Genomic DNA, 6512 nt, shown 5'->3' on the forward strand with positions numbered 1-6512 from the left:
CGGAGACCTATCAGATCGGTGTCGCAAAGGCCCGGATCCGATCACCGGGGCGACCTCGGCGTGGTGACCGATCTCATCAGTCATGAGTTGATTTCACCAAGCCGGTCGACGATCGGGCCAACACCAACACCGCCCCAACCGATACCCTGCCGGTATGGATCCACTGGAGGTCCGCGAACTGCGCTACTTCATCACCCTGGCCGAAGAGCTTCACTTCGGCCGGGCGGCCGAGCGCCTCGGCATCGCCCAACCACCGCTGTCTCGCGCGATCCAACGGATCGAACGCCGCCTCGGCGTCACGCTGCTGAAACGCAGCAGCCGCTCGGTCCAGCTCACACCGGCCGGTGAGACTCTGCTGCGCGAGGGTCGGACGGCGCTGACCGCGATGGCGCGTGCCGCGCGGTCTACGCAACGGGCCGGCGAGGCGGAACCTCGGATGGTGGTGGCGATGAAAGCGGCGGGCGATGGCGGGCTCCTGCCCGGCCTGCTCACCGCGTATCGCGCCCAACACGCTGACGTCCACGTCGACGTGCACATCTGCGGCGCCGGAGAACAGGCGAGCCTGCTACGCGACGGCCGCGCCGACGTGGCGTTCATGCACAGCCCGCAGCAAGACTTCGCCGGGCTCGACACCGTGGACCTCCTCGTCGAGCACCAGGTCGTGGTGCTGCCCCGGCACCACCGCCTGGCCGGGCGAGACCACCTGTCCCTGGCCGACCTGTCCAGCGAGACGATGCCCACCTGGCCCGGCACGCAGCCCGCCGACGCAGTCGGCCCGCAGGTGCGCGACACCGGTCAACTCGCCCAGCTCATCACCTGGGGCCACCTCGTGGCGCTGCTGCCCGAATCCGTCCGTGACCACCTGCCCCGCAGTCTGGTATGCGTACCGGTCCCCGACGCCCCCACCACCACGCTGATGCTCGCCTGGCCGGCGGACAGTCGATCGCCGGAACTCGCCGCGTTCGTCCATGCCGCGATCACCGTGGCACGCCCCTCAACCATCGGAACCCGACCGAACGCCGCCCGCCTCGGATATGGGCTTCCCCTCGCAAGGTAGCGGCGTCGCCTTCAGTCAGCACTACCCGTCAGGTCTTCGCAGAGATCCTGCCGCTGGAAACTCTCGCCGGCCGGCGTCTGCTGATACATATCCGGGTTCATCTATACGAGCGAGGCGGTGTCCATGACCAAAACCCTGATCGAGCTCGATGACGAGGCCCTGGCCGAGGCCGCGAAGCTGCTCGGCAGTGCCCGAGGATCCGATCGTCCTCGTCGATCAGAAGAAACTTCGGCCGGAGAGATTCCACAGGCATCGCGCTGTCCCGGTGGTCGGCGACGTTGCTGTCACTGTAGATCAAAAATGCCCCGGAGCGTGGTCGCTCGGGGCGTTTGGGCTGTTCAGAGAGTGTGGTCAGGGGCAGGGTCGAACTGCCGACCTTCCGCTTTTCAGGTGTAGCAGTCGCCCTGTTGCCCATCGAAGGCCTGGGGGTCGAGGTGATCGACGGTGCCCGTCGTGTGTGCATGGTGGCCGACGTTGCCGTCAGTGTTGCCGTCATCGCTCATCTCCGAAGCTCCTCTATGACCTGGTCGGGGAGATGATCAGGCTAGCCCGTACGCCCAGGAAACCGGCAACACAGCCAAGGCAGACTGGAACCCCGTCAGGTCTTCGCAGAGATCCTGCCGCTGGAAACTCTCACTGGCCAGCGCCTGCTGATATACTAATCTCGATTCGTATATACGAGCGAGGCGGCGTCCATGACCAAGACCCTGATCGACCTCGATGACGAGGCCCTGGCTGAGGCCGCGAAGTTGCTCGGCACTTCTTCCAAGAAAGACACGGTCAACGCCGCTCTACGAGAGATCGTCGACCGACGCAGACGTGCAGCCGCCATAGCTCGTATGCGCGAGATGGTGGCCGAGGGAGAGATCGATTTCTCGGCCATCGAGAAGGGTGATGGCACACAACAGGCTGTGGCGTGACAGAGCTCTACCTCATCGATACCAGTGCCTTGGTCCGCTTCTACCGCGGTCAGGTCGGTGCGGAATGGGATCACACGGTTTCCGCCGGGCTTGTCGGGATCTGCGAGCCGATCAGGCAGGAGTACCTCAGAGCAGTCGGCGGCCGACCGGCCTTCTACGAAGCCGACGGCCTGCTCCGGGAGACCTTTCCGTACTACTTCATCCCCGAATCGGCTTGGGACGAGACAAGCCGGCTGCAACGCGAGCTCGCTGACAGGGGATGGCACCAATGCGCCTCTCCGGTCGATCTTCTCATGGCGGTAACGGCTCGGCATCACAAGCTCACCTTGTTGCATGCAGACGCCGATTTTGACGCCATCGCCCGCCTAACCGGACAACCGGTGCGCTGGATCAGTTGACTGAACCGGCAGTAAGAGAAGGCTTCAGATGAGCGACGAAGGATGTCCGGTAGTTCATCACCCGGGTCCGATCGGAGCGCCACTGCTGCCGGAACGGCTGGGACGCCTCACGTGAGGTTCCGAAATGCTGCGCAGCCAAGGACGGCAAGTGCTGCGAGTCCCGCCTGTCCACACGCATGGTTCAGTCAGTGCACGCCGTACTACGGAACATGCTGGAGTGCGCCGTCCGGGGAGAGATCATCCCGCGCAACGCGGCAATTCCATCGTCAACTGCTCAGGTCCATGAGCGAAGCGAACGCGCGAGGCCAGATCACCTCAGCACCACGGCCACTCGTCGTGGTCCTGAAAGATGGAAAGGATGAGGTCGTAATAGGTGGAGGGCTCGTCCGCCCCCTCAATAGGAGTCCTTACCGCAGCGCGGGACGGACCGATCTCTGGGCCGGCTACGCGGGAACGGACAGAGAGGAATGGCTGACCATCGTCCGTCTGCAGAACCGGTAGCCACCCGGACCGTTGATCGCCTCTCCGACCGCAAGGTAGAAAGCCGGTCTAGTCGGTGACGTGCGATCTATTGAGATCGTAAGTGCGGCCCGGCGGACGATCAGGAGCTCTTGTCCGCCGGCCAGCGACTCCCGAGCGATCTGGGAATCGCGCCAGACCAACGTGAACGGCGTCCGCGCCCCGAACCCCCCGCATAGGCGATCGTCCAGCGTGTCGAGGTTGCAGCCGACATATGTGACGTGGACCCCGGCTATACCGTGGCGGTCACGGTGACCGCCGGCCTGCGACGACGGCGTGGTCGACGCGCCGGTGCATGTCCCACAGCAGCAGTTTCGGGTCCAGGTCCCTATCGCCGAGATCGCCGATCCAGCGGGTGCCCCAGACGCCGAGCGCCTCGACGACCGGCCGCAACTCCTCGCCGACCGGGGTAAGGACGTACCGTACCCCGTTGCCATCCGCCGCTCTCTCCACGATGCCGGCGCGCACCAGTTGCTGCATCCGCTTGGACAGCAGCGAGGGGAACATTCTCGGCACACCACGGCGCAGCTCGTTGAAACGTTGGCTCCCGGACAGCAGTTCCCGCACACGAGCAGCGTCCAGCGCTCGTCGAGCATCTCCATCGCCTTTGCGACGGGGCAGAACTGGTGATAGGAGGACCCCATGGATTGCAGCGTAAGCCCCGCTCCCGGCGCCTGCCCGGTACAGATGTTGTACTAGGAGGCGATTTCGTCGCAACCTAGTCTCGTTTTATGAGCAATTTGATCAGCACGGCGGAGACCGACCGCGCCTTGAAGACCAGGCACCGGGCGATGTGGGCACTAGGTGACTACCCGGCCGTGGCCTCGGAGATCATCCCCAACCTGGGCGCGACCCTGGTGCAGGCATGCGACGTACAGCCCGGCGACCGGGTGCTGGACATCGCGGCCGGAACGGGTAACGCCGCGATCCCGGCGGCTCTGGCCGACGCGGAGGTGGTCGCCTGCGACCTGACGCCGGAACTGCTGGAGGCCGGACGCCGATCATCGGCTGGGCACGGCGTGGAGCTGGAGTGGCGCCAGGCCGACGCCGAGGCGCTGCCGTTCGCTAACGGCGAGTTCGACATCGTGCTCTCCTGCGTCGGGATCATGTTCGCCCCGCACCACCAGGCCGCCGCTGACGAGATGCTCCGCGTCTGTCGCCCAGGCGGCACAATCGGCCTGCTCAACTGGACGCCGGAGGGGTTCGTCGGCCAGATGTTTGCGACCATGAAGCCCTACGCGTCCCCGCCGCCGCCCGGCACGCAGCCGCCGCCCCTGTGGGGGCGCCCGGAACACGTCCGCGCGCTCTTCGGCGACCAGATCACCGATGTCACGGCCGATCGGCGGACCGTGCAGGTCGACAGGTTCACGACACCTGAGGCATTCCGCGACTACTTCAAATCCAACTACGGCCCGACCGTCGCCGCCTACCGCGCCATCGCGAACGATCCCGACCGTGTCACCGCTCTGGACCATGACCTGGCCACCCTCGCCCGCCGCCACACTCGCGACACCGGCACCACCTCCATGGCCTGGGAGTACCTGCTGCTCACCGCACGCAAGACCGAGGGGTAGCCGAAGAGGCGCTCAGCTCGTCGCCAAGGTCACCGCGTGGGTTAATCAACAGCTCACACGCGTCGGTGGTGACCAACTCCTCCACCGCGACACCACGAAGACGGAGGACTCCGAGAACTCTCTCCCCCTCATCTCGGCCACACACGCGTGTGTCCGCGGGCTTCGGCCGCGGTGATGATCTGGGTGATCTGCCAGCGGTGATCGCGATGCTGGGGCAGGAACTCCGGGGTCGTGATGAATATCGGGCAGGTCAAGCACGTGTTGGCGTGCGGGGCAGGTCTTCTGAACCGGTAGTCCGCAGTAGCCGTTGGGCAGGGCCTGGGTGACGGGGCCGAGCCGCTGCTTGGCCCAGGCTGCCTCGGCCAGTGGCCCATCGGGGCCGAGTGTGACCGCCTGGCCGGTGATGTTGACCTTGCCGGCCTGCTCCCAGTGTCGGCGGACGGCGATGTCCTGCAATTGGGCGAAATTCGAGGTCATTTCGGCTAAATCGTGGTCGAGGATCCGGCGGACGACCACTTGGGGGACGTCCCGGCTGATCATTCGGGTTCCGAGGGTGTGTCTCCACTGGTGCAGGGTGAAGTGCACCGACTGGCCGTGCTCGTCGCGGACGTCGCAGCGTTCCAGCCATCGGTAGAGCGCCAGGCGGTGGGTCGAGCTGCTGGTCGGCGCCTGCCCGTCGACGTTCTTGCTGGGTCGGGGGAACAGCCATCGCGGCCCGTCCGGCCAGCGCTGCAGCACATGGTGTTGCTGCTGTCCGACGAGGTGGTGCAGTTCCTCGTCGACGGGAACCAGCGCTTGTCGTTTCATCTTGTGGCTGAAGTACCGCAGACACGGCGCTTGGCGGCGGCACCCGCTTCAGGAGAGCGGTGACCGCTTCGGGCCTCGACGCTTCTCACCTCGGCGTATGCCGTCGCGGGCTGTCGACCCCTCCTTAAATTCCAGCGCGTTCCCCGCCGAGATCACCCCACGCAATGTCGCGAAGCTTGTGAAGGTGTCGCCGCCCAAGTACTACAAAGTGAACCGCGGGCTCACCGTTCCGCAGGCGCGGGCACTGCTAAAGGCTGCTCAGGGTCACCGTCTCGGCGCACTCTATGTCCTCGCGGTCTGCCTCGGCCTGCGTCGGAGGGAACTCCTCGGCCTCCGCTGGGAAGACGTCGACCTGGAGGCGGGCACGCTCGAAGTTGTCCAGACCTCCAGCGGGTCGGCGGCCGACTTCTTCCCCTTTCGGCGTGGAACTCTCATGGAGCCCGACAAGCTGCGTCGTAGCTGGAGCGAGATTCGCAAGGCGGCCGGTCTCGGAACCGTACGGCTTCACGACCTCCGCCACACCTGTGTGAGCCTCTTGCTTGACCGGGGCGTGCCGCCCCACATCGTCCGTGAGATCGTCGGGCACTCCGACATTGAGGTGACCATGACGATCTACGCGCACTCTTCCCTCGACGACAAACGCGCCCTCCTGGACAAGCTCGACGATGCCCTCGGCTGATAACGATCTCGATGGGAACGCCTCGGACATGGTGCCCGAGGTGTTCTGTTTTCCCATCGGTCAGTCCCCGGTAACTCCCCAGAACACGATCTCGCTGGGATGCCGCTGCTCGTCATACAACACGGTGTAACAGGCGTAGCCACGCTCTTCGATCAGGCCGTCCAGCTCTTCATATGCCTCCTCATATATCCGCTCGAAGTCCGCACGCGTCGGCCACAACGAGCCGAGCACTCTCGTTATCTCCTCGGCGGTGAGCGGCCTGGCTGAGCAGACCTCAGGCTCTTCGCCCTGGCCGAGGACCCTGAAGATGTCCAACACCGAGTGAGTGAACGAATGCCGCACACCCTCGTCCTCCCACAGCTCCTCAATCGTGGAAGGCCGAGGCCGCTCAGGAGATCCCCAGCGTCCGTCGTAGAGCCAGAAGTAGTCGCCCTCGCTGAACGCACGTTCATGGGCCGCGGCAGAGCAATGCTTAGAACCTGTGGATCTTCAGGGAAGGGGTGTACCTTCCCGATGATCATGTAGGTCTCATGCATGACCGACGCGCCAACGTCGGTC

At 65.1% G+C, this 6512-nt stretch carries 8 protein-coding genes; 5 read left to right on the forward strand and 3 right to left on the reverse strand.

The genetic code is table 11. The features are described 5' to 3' along the window. The first annotated feature begins 154 nt into the window (after positions 1–154). The 3 genes from ABZ857_RS38530 (at position 155) to ABZ857_RS38540 (ending at position 2375) form a co-directional block, all read left to right on the forward strand. Positions 155–1057 (forward strand): LysR substrate-binding domain-containing protein, encoded by a 903-nt coding sequence (locus ABZ857_RS38530; protein WP_357053919.1) that lies wholly within the window; start codon positions 155–157, stop codon positions 1055–1057. Between the two features lie 695 nt (positions 1058–1752). Continuing rightward, on the forward strand, positions 1753–1977 hold the full coding sequence (locus ABZ857_RS38535) for a type II toxin-antitoxin system VapB family antitoxin (protein WP_285704538.1): 225 nt from the start codon (positions 1753–1755) through the stop codon (positions 1975–1977). Beyond that, positions 1974–2375, forward strand: coding sequence for a PIN domain nuclease (locus tag ABZ857_RS38540; protein ID WP_357053923.1), 402 nt, complete (start codon positions 1974–1976; stop codon positions 2373–2375). The genes ABZ857_RS38535 and ABZ857_RS38540 overlap by 4 nt, the downstream gene beginning before the upstream one ends. A 765-nt stretch (positions 2376–3140) precedes the next feature. On the opposite strand, the gene ABZ857_RS38545 is transcribed toward ABZ857_RS38540, so the two are convergent. After that, positions 3141–3461 (reverse strand): helix-turn-helix domain-containing protein, encoded by a 321-nt coding sequence (locus ABZ857_RS38545; RefSeq protein ID WP_357053926.1) that lies wholly within the window; start codon positions 3459–3461, stop codon positions 3141–3143. A 164-nt stretch (positions 3462–3625) separates the two neighbouring features. On the opposite strand from ABZ857_RS38545, the gene ABZ857_RS38550 reads away from it, so the two are divergent. After that, positions 3626–4468: a class I SAM-dependent methyltransferase gene (locus tag ABZ857_RS38550; RefSeq protein WP_357053929.1), complete on the forward strand. Its 843-nt coding sequence runs from the start codon at positions 3626–3628 to the stop codon at positions 4466–4468. Between the two features lie 45 nt (positions 4469–4513). On the opposite strand, the gene ABZ857_RS38555 is transcribed toward ABZ857_RS38550, so the two are convergent. Next, complete coding sequence (locus ABZ857_RS38555) at positions 4514–5275, reverse strand: tyrosine-type recombinase/integrase (RefSeq protein ID WP_357053932.1); 762 nt, start codon at positions 5273–5275, stop codon at positions 4514–4516. A gap of 97 nt (positions 5276–5372) precedes the next feature. On the opposite strand from ABZ857_RS38555, the gene ABZ857_RS38560 reads away from it, so the two are divergent. After that, the gene (locus ABZ857_RS38560) at positions 5373–5954 is read left to right on the forward strand and encodes a site-specific integrase (RefSeq protein ID WP_357053935.1); all 582 of its coding nucleotides are present in this window, start codon (positions 5373–5375) and stop codon (positions 5952–5954) included. A gap of 60 nt (positions 5955–6014) precedes the next feature. Here the strand turns inward: ABZ857_RS38560 and ABZ857_RS38565 are convergent, their stop codons facing one another. Then, positions 6015–6272, reverse strand: a complete 258-nt coding sequence (locus ABZ857_RS38565; protein ID WP_357053938.1) for a hypothetical protein — start codon at positions 6270–6272, stop codon at positions 6015–6017. Positions 6273–6512: the final 240 nt, after the last annotated feature.

The organism is Microbispora sp. NPDC046933, from assembly GCF_040644635.1.
Classification (GTDB): domain Bacteria; phylum Actinomycetota; class Actinomycetes; order Streptosporangiales; family Streptosporangiaceae; genus Microbispora.